General features: G+C 49.7%; 10 protein-coding genes. 6 read left to right on the top strand and 4 right to left on the bottom strand.

The window, feature by feature from the left end:
* Positions 1-54 precede the first annotated feature (54 nt).
* A complete protein-coding gene (locus P2H89_RS14215; protein WP_275827862.1) occupies positions 55-1980 on the top strand; it encodes a gamma-glutamyltransferase in 1926 nt (641 codons plus the stop codon).
* Between the two features lie 57 nt (positions 1981-2037).
* The gene (locus tag P2H89_RS14210) at positions 2038-2988 is read left to right on the top strand and encodes a hypothetical protein (protein WP_275827860.1); all 951 of its coding nucleotides are present in this window, start codon (positions 2038-2040) and stop codon (positions 2986-2988) included.
* Positions 2989-3010: 22 nt separating this feature from the next.
* Here the strand turns inward: P2H89_RS14210 and P2H89_RS14205 are convergent, their stop codons facing one another.
* From P2H89_RS14205 to P2H89_RS14190, 4 genes are all read right to left on the bottom strand, one after another.
* The gene (locus P2H89_RS14205) at positions 3011-3943 is read right to left on the bottom strand and encodes a D-2-hydroxyacid dehydrogenase (RefSeq protein WP_275827859.1); all 933 of its coding nucleotides are present in this window, start codon (positions 3941-3943) and stop codon (positions 3011-3013) included.
* A 168-nt stretch (positions 3944-4111) separates the two neighbouring features.
* A complete protein-coding gene (locus P2H89_RS14200; RefSeq protein WP_275827857.1) occupies positions 4112-6559 on the bottom strand; it encodes an outer membrane beta-barrel protein in 2448 nt (815 codons plus the stop codon).
* 227 nt (positions 6560-6786) lie between these two features.
* A complete protein-coding gene (locus P2H89_RS14195) occupies positions 6787-8817 on the bottom strand; it encodes a M56 family metallopeptidase (protein ID WP_275827855.1) in 2031 nt (676 codons plus the stop codon).
* Positions 8818-8827: 10 nt separating this feature from the next.
* The gene (locus P2H89_RS14190; RefSeq protein ID WP_275827853.1) at positions 8828-9217 is read right to left on the bottom strand and encodes a BlaI/MecI/CopY family transcriptional regulator; all 390 of its coding nucleotides are present in this window, start codon (positions 9215-9217) and stop codon (positions 8828-8830) included.
* Positions 9218-9345: 128 nt separating this feature from the next.
* On the opposite strand from P2H89_RS14190, the gene P2H89_RS14185 reads away from it, so the two are divergent.
* The 4 genes from P2H89_RS14185 (at position 9346) to P2H89_RS14170 (ending at position 14751) form a co-directional block, all read left to right on the top strand.
* Positions 9346-9843, top strand: a complete 498-nt coding sequence (locus P2H89_RS14185) for a DinB family protein (RefSeq protein ID WP_275827851.1) — start codon at positions 9346-9348, stop codon at positions 9841-9843.
* A gap of 237 nt (positions 9844-10080) precedes the next feature.
* Complete coding sequence (locus P2H89_RS14180; RefSeq protein WP_275827849.1) at positions 10081-12681, top strand: matrixin family metalloprotease; 2601 nt, start codon at positions 10081-10083, stop codon at positions 12679-12681.
* Positions 12682-12805: 124 nt separating this feature from the next.
* Positions 12806-14032 carry a histidine kinase gene (locus tag P2H89_RS14175; RefSeq protein WP_275827847.1) on the top strand — a complete coding sequence of 409 codons (1227 nt, stop codon included), beginning with the start codon at positions 12806-12808 and terminating at the stop codon, positions 14030-14032.
* A gap of 17 nt (positions 14033-14049) precedes the next feature.
* Positions 14050-14751, top strand: a complete 702-nt coding sequence (locus P2H89_RS14170; protein WP_275827845.1) for a LytTR family DNA-binding domain-containing protein — start codon at positions 14050-14052, stop codon at positions 14749-14751.
* The last annotated feature ends 55 nt before the right edge of the window (positions 14752-14806 follow it).

Genomic DNA, 14806 nt, shown 5'->3' with positions numbered 1-14806 from the left:
TAAGGATACGGATACATCCTGCAATCCTTATCTTTAGGAACCAAACTTATTGACATGAGAATTCTCTCCCTTGCTCTTATCCTTTTTTCCATTTCCCTTTTTTCGAATGCCCAGCCAACGCAGAAGCCCCCCTTACACGGGAAGCACTGGATGGCCATCACCGGCAAACCCCTGGCGGCAACGGCCGGCAGCATGATCTTTCAAAAAGGCGGAAACGCCGTGGATGCAGCCTGCGCCATGCTGGCCGCTACCTGCACCATGTGGGATGTTTTAAGCTGGGGCGGCGAAACGCAGGCTTTGATCTATAATCCCAAAACCAAAAAAGTACTTGCCCTGAATGCGATGGGCGTTGCTCCGACTGGCGCTACGCCTGCTTTCTTCAAAGGCAAAGGGTTTCAATTTCCTCCGGAATATGGCCCGCTGGCAGCCACTACGCCCGGTACTCCCGGTGGCATCTGTTATATGCTGGCCGAATTTGGTACCATGAGTCTCAAGGAGGTACTTGCCCCTGCCATGCAATTGGCTGCAGGTTATCCTATAGAAGCGCAAACGGCCAATAGCATTGAAAGGCAAAAAGCACGCATTAAAGAATGGCCCTACAGCAAGTCTGTTTTTCTCACTCACCCCGGCGCCAGTAGAGAAGCGCCTGAGGCCGGAGAGATCTTTGTACAACGCGATCTACTGGCCACGCTCCAGAAAATGATAGACGCCGAGCAGGCTGCGCTCAAACAAAAGAAGAGCCGCAAAGAAGCCATCATGGCTGCTTACAACCGCTTTTACACTGGCGATATTGCGAAAGAATTTGTACGCGGCTGTCAGGAACAGGGAGGTTTGATCACTGAGCAAGACCTCGCCCGCTGGAAACCTATCTGGGAAGAACCATTGCAAACCAACTATAAGGGCATCGACGTTTACAAAATGCAGCAATGGACCCAGGGACCCATGTTGTTGCAGAGCCTGAACATCCTCGAGAATTTCGATCTGAAAAGCATGGGGTATAATAGCGCCAAATACATTCATACGGTCTACCAGACCATGAACCTGGCTTTTGCCGACCGCGACTTCTATTACGGTGATCCTTACAAGGCGCCCGAGGAGCCCATTAAAGGATTGCTGAGCAAGGACTATGCACGTCAACGTGCAAAATTGATCAACCCCGATAAGAATGATGACAAAGCCGGTCCGGGAGATCCCTACCCTTTTGAAGGCAAAACCAATCCCTACACTTCCCTATTACAACAAAGAGGTTTTTCGATCGATACCAGTAGCAACCACCGCAACTTTGCGCCAACCCATGATGTAAGGACCGGTATGTTAGAAACTTCCACCAGTGACGCACTGGCTATGCTAGCAGAAGAAGAAGCTTACCAGGATCGCCTCTGGCGCGGCACCACCTCGGTAGAAGCTGCCGACTCGGCCGGATGGGTGGTTTCCATTACCCCCAGTGGTGGATGGCTGCCTGCTTGTATTGCTGGTAAAACAGGCGTAGGGATGAGTCAGCGGATGCAGAGCTTTGTATTGGATTCTACATTGAATCCCTTTAACGTTGTTCAGCCCGGACAAAGGCCACGCGTAACCCTCACTCCCTCCCTTGCCTTAAAAGATGGCAAACCTTTCCTCTCCTTTGCGGTACAGGGTGGCGACACACAGGATCAAAACCTGCTGCAATGCTTTTTGAATGTGGTGGAATTTGGGATGACTGCCCAGCAGGCTGCTGAAGCTGCCAATATCAACAGTAACCAGCTTTGGCTTTCGCTGGGAGGCACCAAGTTATCTGATAGGCAACCTAAACCCGGACACCTGCTACTGCATGATTCAACCCCTGAAGCAGTGCGCGCTACCCTCAAAAAGATGGGTTATACCCTTACATTCGATGATCGTACCAGTGGACCGATCAACCTGATCTATTTTGACTGGAAGCATGGTAGTTTATGGGGCGGAAGCAGTAATCACGGAGAAGATTACGGCATAGGCTGGTGATTTGATGTTATTATTATTTACTCCACGATATCTAATCAAACCAAAACTATCTGCGTCATGCTCGGTAAACTCTTAAAAGCTTTCATAGGAAAAGCTCCGTCTGATATAGATCTTTCTTTGGGCTATGAGCGCTTGCCCGAATTCAGGAACTGGCTGCAACAAGGAAACTATGCCGCTTTTGAATCGGCGTATGAAGACCTCCCGTGGGATGCCAAAACCTTGTTGAACGAAGGCATTGGATTGGAGGAAAGCAATGCAACCGACATCACCAAATGGGTTACACAAAGACACGACTCTTATGCTGCTCATCTTTTTGCAGGTGTATCCAAGACCTGCCTGGCATGGATCGCCAGAACAGCTGCTTTGGGAAAATCTGTTTCTGAAGAAAAGGCCCAACGGTTCTTCGACTTGCTGGAAGATGCTTTCGCTCATCTGCAGAGAGCCGACGAACTGAATCCCGACGACGCTGAAATATGCGCCCGCATGATCAGGGTATGTATGGGTTTGCAAACTGATACGGATACTGCCAATAGCTATTTCGAAGCGGCGAAGCAACTCGTACCCAACCACCTCATGGCGCATTTAATGATGATCAACTTCCTGAACCCGAAGTGGCGTGGAAGCCTCGAGGAAATGCAGGCATTTGCTGACTCTATGTATGATGATAAAAGCAATAGTCTGCTGGTTACTTTACAGCTTTTCGCATTGGTGGAAGAATGGCTCTACTATGGCCTTAACGACGAACCAAAGAAAAAGGAGCAGTTCTTTAAGAACGCCGATATAAGATCAAGGATAAAGGAATTGCATGCGGGGTATCGCGAAGAAGCCGAAGGCCAGCTGCTGATTCCTTATGTCTATAATTACTTCGCGTTCCTGTTCCATATGACCGGCGAGCAGGAACTGGCCCGGCAGGCTGCCCGAAAGATCACCGGCAAAATGATCGTTTATCCCTGGGCCTATATCAGCATTGACTCCAACAAAGAGTTACAGCAGACTTTGAAAGTATAAATGAGCTACTGTTCATACCTATTTAATAGCCCCTTGTCAGCGCAACTGTGTTTTCAAGGGGTTCTTTATGCAGGTAATGGTAAACATTATCGATGAATTGCCTGGCGATACCAGTGAGCTCGTCGGATTTACCGCCCCCTGTATGCTGGGTAATTATAACATTGTCCATTTCCCACAGCGGGCTGTTAACCGGCAATGGCTCCTCTTCCGTTACATCCAGCACAGCGCCAGCCAATCTACCTGATTGAAGGGCTTCCATCAATGCCTGCTCGTCCGTCGTTTCTCCCCTGCCTACACTCGCATACACGGCACCATATGGCATGGCTTTAAGGAATTCCCGGGTGACATATTTTTCCGCACTGCCTGGCAGGGTATTGATCACCAGAGAGGCCTGCGGTAAGGCTTTCATCAGGTCCTCGCGACTATGAATTTCGGCTGCGGGGTTGGTACGTGCAACCATTTTCACCGTGGCGCCAAAGCCAAGTAACATGCTCTTCACGTGCATGCCAATAGCACCAGCTCCTAATACAATCGCGTCCTGATCACCGAGGAGTCGCAATCCTGTACGCACCTGCTCGCCTTGCCAGCTCTTCTTCAATTGCAGTTTTGTAAGCGTATGAATGCCCCTGTAAAAGGATGCCACTCCCCCAACGATCGTTTCGGCACAGGGGCGGGCGAAAAAGTCGCCCATATTAGCCGTTGGAATGGGGACACTCATGCCTTCATATTCACTGAAACCAGCTGATGACAACTGCCAAAACTTCAATGAGGCTGGTAATTGCTGAAACCAGTCGCGGGGAGGATTACCAAGTATAAAATCCGCCTTGTCGAAGGCAGCCTTTTGCGCGGCAGGCTCTGTAGAGGCGCGAAGTACCGGCTCAATACCAGCCGGTAAATGATCCCATAAATACTGATAGGCTTCGTCATTCAAGATACGGTGTACGTAGGCTTTCATCGTTGCGCTTTTTGACTATCCCGGCATTGTGCTTCCCTTAATCGTTCGGAAGGAGGGATAATAATGAACTTCAAATTATCGTGCCAGCTCCTCTAAGGTACGGAAAACCCCTCAGGCGTTGCTATGCAGCAGCGCGTGAGGGGCCTATTAAAAGTTATTTGCGAGCAGTTATATACGCTGTGTCTCAGATTCAGCGCTGCCATTGCTGCGCTTGCGCGTTTCGAATGTTTTACCAAAATTCCAGGTGAAGTTGATCCCTAGCAACCGGGTGTCACCCTGGTTATAATACCTGCCTTTTGCGTTCTTCAGGTTATTGATAAGCCCGTAATTCAGCCTCGTATAGAACAGGTCGTTTAAGGTGAGCTTTATAGTTCCTTTTCCCTTCAGGATCTTCTTCGATATACCGCCGCCCAGGGTCCAGAAATCGCCCAGCACAAACTGGGTGGTAATGATGTCGCCGCGGAACAATCCCAACACCTCGGCAGTCCATCCCTTGCCCAGCCTGAACTGGCTGTTAAAATTGGTGATGACATTATAACCACTGGTATCGAGCTTATTGTTATAGAGATTTGCTTTAAAGGTCACGTATTGAGCGAGGCCAAACCAGTTGACCGTAACCCAGCTGGCAGGCTCGAACGAGGCATTGACCGACAGGCTCAGGTATTCGGCCGTGCCCACGTTGGCCGGCCGGCTATAATACTGGTGCCCCTGCAACTCGATGGTCTCATTGATGTCGCCGTCGTAATACTCGTAACTAAGGGAAGTGGTGATCTTATTCTTATAGACATGCGATAGTTCTACCGAATGGGCAATGGTTGGCTGCAGGAAGGGATTGCCCACATAGAAGGTAAATTTATCGAGCGGTGATATGAAGGGGTTCAGGTTGCCGAAATTCGGGCGCTGGATCCGCTTCCCGTAAGAAAGGATGAACTGATTCACCGATGCAGAATCGAGTTTATAGGACATATAGAAGGTAGGGAACAAATTCACATAATCACGCTTGAAGGAGGAGTCGGGCTTTTGTGCATTGCCCAGCTGGTGTCCCCGCATGATCGTGTTCTCTGCCCGCAGGCCTGCCTGCAATGAAACACGCTTCCAATCCTTACTGAAGTTCACATATCCTGCATTGATATTCTCCCGGTAAGTGAAGTGATTGGTCTTATCGTAGTCGGGATAGGTTACATTGTTAATGATCACATTGTAGGTCGCGATATTATTGGTCTCGATCAAACTTCCTTTGATCCCTGCCTCAGCTTTGACACCACCTGCGAGTGGCTGCGTATAATCGGACTTAAAGGAATAGATATTGATGTAGGAAGGTATTATGCCGGACAGATCATCTCTCCCTTTTACTGTTTGATCGGCTTTGTAGCTGGCATTCCGGTAATATTGATCGGCATGAGATTCATTATAAATGTAATCAAGGTCTGCACTTAGTTCCCGGCCTGTTTGTTTGAATTTATGTCTGAAATTGAGCGTGGCGCTTCCGCGGCTATAATCACGATTGTCGACGTTATCGGCGGTGATCAATGAGTCGAGCGCGCCTTGTCCGTTGTACAAATAGCTTTTATTGTTGACCGTACCCCTATTCCCGGTCTTTGAGCCACTGAGCATCAGACCTATTGAATTAAACTTGTCGATCGTGTAATCTACTCCCGTCCTCAATGATCCCGAACTGGAGTTTCTCCGGATCCAGGAGTTCTGGGAGAAGAGCGAATGGGGTGTTCCATCGTCATTGACATATCGCCGCTCGATATCGAGATCGTTGAAACCTTCATTGTAGTTGTACCCCATGTTGAGGTAATAGTTGAAGGCATTGTTCCGGAAATTAAGGTTGAGACTATTGTTGCTTTTGGGGTAAACGCCCTGGGTATAACCCGGCGATATATTGCCGTTGAACCCTTTCTGTTTGAGCTTTTTCGTTTTGATGTTGATGACCCCGGCATTGCCAGCAGCGTCGTAGCGGGCAGGCGGGCGTGTCATGATCTCGATAGTTTCCAGGGTTCCCGAAGGGAGTGATTTCAGGTACGCGGCCAATTCGGCTCCTGACAAGTAGGTGGGCTTATCATCGATAAATATGACCACACCTGGTTTTCCATTCATACTGATATTGCCATCCTGATCGACCAAAATGCCGGGCGATTTATCCAATACTTCGAGCGCATTGGTGCCCGCATTGGAGATCAAGGCATCGACATTCACCACGGTACGGTCTATTTTTCTTTCTACAAATGGCTTTCGGGCAGTCACTGTAACCGCATTGAGCTGACTGGCTTCTGCCTGCGCTATTTCGATGGCGGGAATGCGTATGACAGGATTGGCGGCGGTGATGACCATCGAATCACTGAGATAGCCGGCAAACCCTACGGCTGTTACGGATAACCGGTAGGTGCCTGGCTTTATATTCTCCAATTGAAATGTTCCGTCTTCACCGGTAAGGGCCACTTTCGACAGGACGGAATCCTTTGCCTGCAGAAGATTGACGGTGGCTGCCGATACCGGCCGTTTATTTTTGTCGAGCACGGAGCCAATCATAGAGAGCCTGGCTTGTGCCAGCAGACAAACGGGTAGCATGATCATGCTGCTGATCAGCATGAGTTGAACAACTTTTTTCATGTATATGCAAATTTTTACCGGACTGGCGGGAATTACCTGCCAGGCATGTGATGAATGCTATGCGTGAGGGTGGTAATACTTACCGGGAGCAGCCGGTGCATCCCCCGATTTTTTGACAAACCCAAGCGACGTTCCTATACAAACGGGTGCCAATATCAGGCGAGGGATGTGCCGGATGCAAAATACTTTATCCTCCCAACTTTTAATTTCCGCTGATCACAATCTTATCATTCGACGATTATGGTACTGCTGGTGCGCGTACCTTCTTTGGAATAGCTGTAGGTATTTTTGGGCTTCTTCACATATTTCTGCTGGAAGCGTTCGTGTATGGCTTTTGGTTGCTGCACGTGGTTGACAACCAATTCAGCATTAGTGAGCCTGAACATCAGGGGGTTGGTTTCCGTCACGATACCCTCCTTCACGAGATCGGCAAGGATCTCGTCCGTAATAGATTTCATTTCCCGGTTGCGATCCTTATCAAACAGGTTGTTCTTCTTCAGCGACAGTTGATCCCCGGTACCTATCGGAGCCTGCAAGTTCAATTTGTTGTCCGCAAGCTTTACCTGTGCTCCCAGCTTTGCCTGCTTTTGTTGCAGGACGCCGGTTTCGCCAGATAACCGCTGCAGGTTTGCTTCGTTTTCTTTCTGTTTATTTTCATACTCTTCGTTCGCATCGACCTGCATTTTCCTGAAGATGCTGTCGATCTCACCCTTGTACTGACTGATCTTATCGTTGGGAATCGCCTGACCATTGATGATAAGACCGACCACTTTGTTATGATCTACCACGATTTTGTACTCCTTACCATCTTTATTTGTGGTGATAACGCCTGTCATGACCGAACTCCCTTTCTTCAATACGGGCAGCGTATCGTTCCCTTGCGGATAAGCGGGTACACCTCCTTCGTAGGGCTTGTATTCCGATACCGGATAAAAGGGTTGTTTATTATTGACGACCACATTGGCCCCATTGTATTTGGCATCGTAGGGTTTGTGGTAAAAACCGAGGTCCCTGGGTGTTATAGTAGTATCGGGTACAGCTTTGCTGGTTGGCTCCTGAGCATCGCTTTCAGGCTTTTCGGCTGCCTGCTGAACATCCTGACTGCCGTCGTACATGGGAGCATCCAGGCTACTGTTCTCTTTTACCTGCAAGGCCGTATCGGGCTGTTGGGGCTCTCCTACCAGTTCTTTGGGGCTGGCCGGGCGTCCATACGCCATAGACAGCACGATGATCAATCCCATACAAACAGCCAGGAAAGTCTTTTCTGCCGGGTTCAATGACTTGTGGCTATTATCAACGATCCGCTTTACCCGGTTGAGCAATTGATCCTTTTTACCCGGAAATGCCATGGCAAAAGGCGTATTGTTCTCTAGCTGATATTCCTGGAAGGATACGAGTGCATGTATGTAACCTGTTTTGCTTTGTGTAATGCCGATGGCCATATCGTCGCAGCAATGCTCCCGTTCCTGGCGCAGTAAGGACGATAACCACAACACAGCAGGGTTGAAGAAGAAGAGCGTTTCAGCAAAACTCTGAGCCAGGTTCACCAGAAAATCCCTTCGGCGGATATGCGCTAATTCATGCAGCAGGATAGCTTCAACCTGCGCTGCCGGCATATTGGCCAACAGTCCCATGGGCACCAGTATGACAGGCTTCAGCATTCCCACCACCATGGGCACCGTCACCAGGGCAGACTCCATCAGCTTAACAGGTGCCTGCACGCCCAGCATAGCCGCCAGTTCCTCCAACCGGCTGGTCCAATAGGCGGCCGGCTTCTTCACTTTATAATGCTTTATTCTTTGAATGTAAACGAGTCCACCAAATAGTTTGAGCGCTTTGGCCAGGAAGATGATGAACCAGATGGCGACCACGAGGGATGCATGTTCATTGAAGTAGCCTGCGAAGCGCTCAACCAAACCAATTTCATTTCCAGTTCCTATATCAGCACCAGGTTCACCCGTTGTAAGTTGGCCAGCGGCCTGTCCCTGTTGTAAAACAGCCACATTTGGCAATGCTCCGGAAGCCGGGCTGTCATTCATTTCCTTCAAAAAAGTTACACCCACTACGACCATGAATGCCATAAACAGCGTTGCCAGCAGATTATACCTCAACGCAGCTGTACGCTTGCGGGTCAACAATACAAACAAGCCGGCCACTGCTGCCAGTATCAATCCCTGCCAAAGAGAATGGACCAGGGTCCAGCAGATTGCTTTCATTAAACTCGCCGGTAGCCATGGGTTCATGAACAGTAGTTGCATAGTTGGTGATTTACATCTTGTTCAATATATCCTTAATTGCCTGAAGCTCCTTTTTAGAAGTTTTCTTATTGCCCAGTAATTGCATCATGAGGCTGGAGGCCGAGCCATTGAACATGGAGTCGACGAAGCGGTCCAGGAGTACCCCTTTGGTCTTCTGCTCTTCGAGCGCAGCACTGTAGATATGCTTCATACTGCTTTCATCACGGTTGAGCATTTCCTTTTCCACCATGATCTGCATGAGCTTCAGGGTAGAGGTATATTGTACCGCCCGCTTTTGCTCATTGAGCTGATCGTTGACAAACCTCACCGTGGAGGGGCCGTGCTGCCAGAGAACCTGCAATATCTCGAGCTCCGATTTGGTAGGCTCTGGTTGCTTGTTGGCTTGTTGTTCTGCTATCATGGATTAAAGGTAGGAAATATTTCGTACGAACAAAATCCTACCTAATATTTATTTTAAAACTCCTGCCAGCTGCTGACATAAGGCTGTCACTCCCCCTGGGTTACTTTGTATTATTAAAACAAACCATTATGACAATCATTGAATCTTTATTAAGAGAACTGGACCGTGAAGCTGCCACCACCCGCAAGATGTTATCGCGTGTACCTGATGATCGGTACGACTGGCAGCCCCATGAAAAGAGCATGTCGATCCGCCGGTTGGCTACTCATATTGCCGAATTGCCATCGTGGGTGAAAATGACCCTTGAAACCAGCGAGCTGGATTTTGCTGCCAATCCCTATAGCGTACCTACCATTGACAATACCAATGACCTGCTGGCTTTCTTTGACCGCAGCCTGGCCGAAGGACGTGCCTCGCTGGAAAAAGCGGTCGACGAGGATCTGGATGGCAACTGGACCCTGCGCAACGGTGATCAGATCTATAGCGTAGAGAGTAAAGCCGATGTGGTGAGGATGTCGTATTGCCAAACTGTACATCACCGCGCTCAGTTGGGTGTATACCTCCGCTTGTTGAATGTGCCGATACCGGGAAGTTACGGTCCGAGTGCAGATGAAATGAACTTTTAGTGATCGTCAACCTCCCATTGGATAAAGTTTTTGCCCTTCGGATAATTACCAGCCATTGGGCTTCGTAATTATCCGCAGGTTTTGTTTATCTCATTGAGCCTTTGGCCATTATTAATGGAAGAGCCGTCCATGGCGCATATCCGACTAAAAAAACGCAATGTATTGCCGGGTTGAGCGCAAAACATAATCAATCTTTTTGCGTTCTGTAGCAGTAACCAGTATCATTAACCCGCTAATATGAAGAACCAGTTAACCCCTGTATCATATCTCTTATTGCTATTACTGTCTATCCCAACTCTTTTACCGGCCAATGAATTATACCCTGTCTCCCTGAGCCAGCGGGTGGCCAATTCGACCCTGATCGCCGAAGGCAAGGTGATCGGCCAAAGTACATTTGCCGATGCCCTGGGTAATATATATACGGCCAACCGGGTGATCGTGTACCGCACCTTTAAAGGTTCCTTTGCGGGCGAGGAGATCGAGGTGATCACACATGGAGGCATTTTGGGTAACCGCATGCAGACGTACAGTTCCTACCTCACTTTACAGACGGGTCAGTCGGGCATTTTCTTTTGTATGCCGGCCGCTGTCAAAAACGCTACGCGTAAAGTTGATGCCAGTACTTCTTATATGGTCTATAGCAGCATGCAGGGATTTATTGATTACGATACCAGGCAACTGAGAGCAGCAGATCCTTTCACACGATACAATACCATCGACGATGCGGCTGCAGCCATCCGGAAACTGACCTTGCGCGAAACGAAGCTGAGGACCAACCCAGACCTGGTTGCTCCACAAGAGGTGACTACGCTCGGTGTTACGGCTACCCCTACGATCACGAACCTTTCACCTACTACCATCTCTGCGGGTACCGGCGCGGTATTAACCATTACCGGCACCAACTTCGGCGCCACGGCAGGAACCGTGCAGTTCAAGAATGCCAACAATGGCGGCTCGGGCTGGGTAACGGCCAAAGTCAGTGATATCGTTTCCTGGACCGATACCGAGATTCAAGTAACTGTACCCTCCTCTACGGGCGTGAACGGACCACCTGCCGGAAGCGGTCCGGTGCAGGTTACAAATACCGACCCCGCCAGCGTGATCAGCAGTGGCAGTATTACGATCCCTTATGCCTATATCAACTTCGATCACCTGGGCACCACCTACAAAGCGAGGCATGTTAACGATAATACAGCAGGTGGCTATACTTTCCAAATGGAGACCAGCTTTGCGGCGTCTGCCGGCAATGCTTCTTTCAGACGGGCAATGGATACCTGGACCTGCCAAACCGGTATGAACTGGACGGTGGGCACCAACACTGCCACCAATGTCGTTGCTTCCGATGGCGTTAACGTAGTACGTTTCGACGTAGGGTCCGAATTACCAGCGGGCGTACTGGGCGTATGCCAGTCCTTCTTCAACGGCTGCGGCAGTCCGCTGAACTGGTTCGTGAGTGAAATGGACATTACTTTCAATGACGCTACCAACTGGGAATATGGCCCCGCTGCTCCTACGGGTGGCAAGGTGGATTTTCAATCGGTGGCTGTTCATGAGCTTGGCCATGGTCAGCAACTCACCCATATCATCAGTCCCGGCGCGGTGATGCATTATGCCATTGCTGCTAATACGCAGGCACGTGTGCTGAGTACAGGGGATGTCAACGGCGGTAACGATGTTACTGCGAGAGGTTTTGCTTCCAATGTATGCGGCTATCTGGCGATGACTCCTGGCGATGTGTATACACCCGCTGGTTTAGCCGGCGGCTCGCAGGTGTGCGTGAACAGTGCGGTTTCTGTTTCCGGCACTACCTTTTCAGATGCCACCTGTAACGATATTGCCCGCGTAGTGCCTTCAGGTGCTTCACCCGTGAATGGCAATATCAATGTGTGTGTGAAATATGAATCTGCGATCCAAACTTATAACAGTCAGCCTTATTGCGCCCGGCACTATGACATAGAGCCGGCCTCCAATGCGGCTACGGCTACCGCCACTGTTACGCTTTATTATACCCAGGCGGAGTTTGACGCCTACAATGCGGGTAACGGCGCGTTTCCCGATCTGCCAACTGGTTCGGGCGATGCGAGCGGCATTGCCAATATTCGTATAACTCAGTTTCATGGTATGAGCGGCTCCGGTGCGCCGGGTACCTATTCGGGCAGCACAGAGACTGTTGACCCTGATGATGTCAATATCGTCTGGAACGCTACCGGTGCAAGGTGGGAAGTTAGTTTTGCCGCTACGGGCTTCAGCGGTTTTTATATGCATACTTCACTGTCCTCCACCCTGCCCCTCCGACTGGCCAATTTCAGCGGAAGTATCCAGGCAGACTTCAATGCGCTGCAATGGACGACAGCCAGTGAACAACAAACCGCTTATTTCGATATCGAGCGCAGCGCCGACGGCCTTCAATTCAACACGATCGGGCGGGTAACGGCCTCCGGCAATTCCAATACCAGCAAGGAATACCGGTTTACGGATAAATCGCTCAAATCCCAACCGATCTATTTCTACCGGCTCAGGATGATCGATAATAACGGGCATGAATCGTATAGCCAACTTATCCGCTTAAAACGCCATAACAAAGACTTCACCGTACGGGTATTGCAGAACCCCTATCGCCAGCAATTGGTGGTGGACATTACTGCTCCCGCCGTACAAACCTGCGAGCTGGTATTGGCCGACATGAATGGCAGGGTGATTGCACGGAGGTCGGTGATACTGCAGAACGGCAACAGCCTCCTCGATATTCCCGGGGCGGGCCACCAGGCTGCGGGCACCTATCTGCTGACGCTCTCCACGCCTACCGACCGGAAGGTCTTTAAAGTACTGAAGCAGTAATTAACCTATTGGTTATCTGTATAGAAAATGGGCGCCGCTTGGCGCCCATTTTCATTTTACCCATACAATCGGCTTATACACCGGCACTCCCGGATTATGTATTTTTATTATCGTTTATTTGCCTATGTACCGCGTTAAAACGCCTTCTATTGTTTCGCACGTGATCGGCTGGCTGATCTTTCTGAGCCTGCCGTTCCTGTTCATCGCCGGACATTCGGGCAGCGACCACGCACTCACTACCATCAGTGCTTCGTGGTACTGGCTGCTGTTTGGTTGTTATGTGTTCATCTTTTACCTCCACACGTATGTGCTGTTTCCTCAACTATACCTGAAGAAAAAAGCAGGCTGGTATTTCGGTATTCTGCTGCTGATGCTGGTGGGCATTTACGGGTTGCGGCCCTTTGACCGGTTGTTCTTTCAACTATCGAAAGCCGACCGGGAAGCGCGTATGCAGGAGTTCAGGCGTCGCCCTATGGAACAGGGTGACCCGATGCCGGCGGACGGAAGGTTTCAGCCGCCTCCCCCGGGCATGGATAGCGGACGCGGACAAACTCCTGCCTTCGATGAAAGGCGCGGCACCCCACCGGATCTGGAACGTAACCGGTCTCCATTTCCCCATGAAGACAATGGGCGCAGGCAACCACCGAGAGGACCCAGGCGCGGACCGTTTGACTTTGTCAGCATCTTTTTATTCCTGCTGGCTATTTCCCTGAGCATTGCGCTGCAAACCACCTGGCGCTGGCGCCTGACGGAAAAGCGGGCCCTGCAGGCAGAAGCAGAGAAGGCGCAGGCCGAGCTGGCTTTCCTGAAAGCGCAGATCAATCCGCATTTCCTCTTCAATACACTTAACAATATCTATTCGCTGGCGGTAACAAACAATGAACATACTGCAGCCAGCATCATGAAGCTATCGAATATTCTCCGCTACATCACTGATGAAACGCGGCAGGATTTTGTGCCTCTTCAGCAAGAGATCGAGTGCATACAGGACTATATCGACCTGCAGCAGTTGAGACTTGGTCAAAAGACGACCGTTTCCTTCAAAGTGATTGGCAACGTCATTGCACTGTCTATTCCACCCTTCATACTAATGACCTTTGTGGAGAATGCCTTCAAGTATGGCATCAGCAATCACCAGGCTTCTTTGATCGATATCAGCCTGGAAGCGACTGATAACCACTTGCTGTTCCGGTGCAGCAATTCGCTGTTTCCCCGGAAGCAGGCCGAAAGGACGGGTATCGGGATTGAGAATACCCGGCAGCGGCTGGAGCACCTGTATCCCGGCAGGCATTCGTTAAACATTTCGACCGGGAACAACCTTTTTGAGGTAGTATTGGACATTCACCGTTAACGCACCATTCAAGAGATATGCCTTTAAGATGTATTGCTATCGATGATGAACCACCGGCATTGGCGCTGATCAGGGAGTATGTGTCGAAGTTCCCTGCCCTGCAACTGGTGCAGACTTTTGACGACGCCATCAGCGGAGCAGAATACCTGCGGCAGCAGCCGGTTGACCTGCTGTTCATCGATATCAATATGCCGGACATTACGGGGCTCGACCTGGTCAGGTCATTACAAGAGCGGCCACTGATCATTTTCACTACAGCTTATAAAAAGTTTGCTCATGAAGGTTTTGAATTGGATGCGGTAGACTACCTGCTGAAACCGATCAGTTTTGAACGCTTTTCGCGTGCGGTGCAAAAAGCGATAGAGTTTCATGAGTACAAATCAAAACCGAGGTATGAGCAGGAAGAAAGCCTGTTCATTTATTCGGAATACCGGATGATGAAGGTGAACCTGCAGGACATCGAGTATATCGAAAGTCTGGAAGATTATATCAAAATACACCGCGTGCAGGAAAAACCGATCCTTACCCTCATGACCCTGAAAGGCGTGTTGGAAAAGCTGCCTTCACATAAATTCAAACGCATTCACCGCAGTTATATCGTTTCTGTCGACAAGGTTAAATCCATCCTCAACCGCAAGGTCTCTTTAAACTCGGGCACAGAACTTCCTGTTAGCGATAGCTATGTTTCCTTCATCAATGAATGGAAACAACAATCCTGATGAAGGATTGACTATATTGGCTGATCTACCTACCACCATTTATTTGTTAAAGCTT

Source organism: Paraflavitalea sp. CAU 1676, assembly GCF_029223285.1.
GTDB lineage: Bacteria > Bacteroidota > Bacteroidia > Chitinophagales > Chitinophagaceae > Paraflavitalea.
The sequence above is the reverse complement of the archived record's forward strand: the minus strand, read 5'-3'. Positions and strand labels throughout refer to the sequence as shown.

What these genes read in the sequence shown, in the direction of transcription:
- P2H89_RS14215 (WP_275827862.1), top strand. Translation starts at nt 55, where the DNA reads ATGAGAATTCTCTCCCTTGCTCTTATCCTTTTTTCCATTTCCCTTTTT.
- P2H89_RS14210 (WP_275827860.1), top strand. Translation starts at nt 2,038, where the DNA reads ATGCTCGGTAAACTCTTAAAAGCTTTCATAGGAAAAGCTCCGTCTGAT.
- P2H89_RS14205 (WP_275827859.1), bottom strand. Translation starts at nt 3,943, where the DNA reads ATGAAAGCCTACGTACACCGTATCTTGAATGACGAAGCCTATCAGTAT.
- P2H89_RS14200 (WP_275827857.1), bottom strand. Translation starts at nt 6,559, where the DNA reads ATGAAAAAAGTTGTTCAACTCATGCTGATCAGCAGCATGATCATGCTA.
- P2H89_RS14195 (WP_275827855.1), bottom strand. Translation starts at nt 8,817, where the DNA reads ATGCAACTACTGTTCATGAACCCATGGCTACCGGCGAGTTTAATGAAA.
- P2H89_RS14190 (WP_275827853.1), bottom strand. Translation starts at nt 9,217, where the DNA reads ATGATAGCAGAACAACAAGCCAACAAGCAACCAGAGCCTACCAAATCG.
- P2H89_RS14185 (WP_275827851.1), top strand. Translation starts at nt 9,346, where the DNA reads ATGACAATCATTGAATCTTTATTAAGAGAACTGGACCGTGAAGCTGCC.
- P2H89_RS14180 (WP_275827849.1), top strand. Translation starts at nt 10,081, where the DNA reads ATGAAGAACCAGTTAACCCCTGTATCATATCTCTTATTGCTATTACTG.
- P2H89_RS14175 (WP_275827847.1), top strand. Translation starts at nt 12,806, where the DNA reads ATGTACCGCGTTAAAACGCCTTCTATTGTTTCGCACGTGATCGGCTGG.
- P2H89_RS14170 (WP_275827845.1), top strand. Translation starts at nt 14,050, where the DNA reads ATGCCTTTAAGATGTATTGCTATCGATGATGAACCACCGGCATTGGCG.